This is a genomic window from Streptomyces sp. NRRL WC-3549 (assembly GCF_000721935.1).
In the GTDB taxonomy this organism is placed as follows: domain Bacteria; phylum Actinomycetota; class Actinomycetes; order Streptomycetales; family Streptomycetaceae; genus Streptomyces.
The window spans coordinates 172,508-173,149 of record NZ_KL585414.1 but is presented as its reverse complement, the minus strand read 5'-3'; the positions used below and the strand labels follow the sequence as shown (position 1 = coordinate 173,149).

Sequence of the window (642 nt, the reverse complement as noted above, 5' to 3'; positions counted from 1 at the left end):
CCTTCCGCGTCGCCCTGCTGTGCCTCCTCCGCCTTCCGGGCCCGCTCCCGGGCTTGCCCCGAGTGCTCCAGCATCCGGCGCAGCGCCGCCGCCTGGGCGAGCACGGCCATGGCGGCGGCGTAGGGATCACCGACCGTCTCCCGGTGAAGTTCGGCGAACCCCGGCGACTCCAGGAGCGAGGCGATGATCTGGTGGTTGACCAGCCGGGACGGTGCCATCTCCGCGTGCTCACGCAACCGCGGGGCCGTCTTGTAGGCAGCCAGGAACGCGTCGGTCAGGAGCTCGGTGGTGTGGTCGTAACGCCCGTCCAACTCCTCGGCGAGATCGCGCATTCCGGCCGACTGCTCGTAGGTGTCACGCCAGGTGACGTGGTCGAACCGGTCCGCGACCACAGCCGCGGAGTGCCGCTCGGGGGCGGCGGAGGACAGGCCCAGCCACTTCCCGGACCGGCGCACCAGCTCGTCGAGTTCGTTCGGTGTCCTCCCCACGGCCATGCTCTCCCCGGCGTTCAGAGCTGGGCCTGCACCATGCTCGCGTCCACGCCGAGGGCCTCGGTGAGAACGCGGGCGCGGACGGCGCGCTGACGCCCGGCGACCCGGTCGATGGCGGCGGTGGAACGGCCGGCGACCGCCGCCTCCGCGC

2 pseudogenes are annotated in these 642 nt (G+C 72.9%); both read right to left on the bottom strand.

What is annotated here, in order from left to right:
• Positions 1–488: pseudogene (locus tag IH13_RS0122065) on the bottom strand (hypothetical protein); the annotation flags it as partial.
• Positions 489–508: 20 nt separating this feature from the next.
• Positions 509–642 (bottom strand): annotated as a pseudogene (locus IH13_RS42625) (ATPase); the annotation flags it as partial.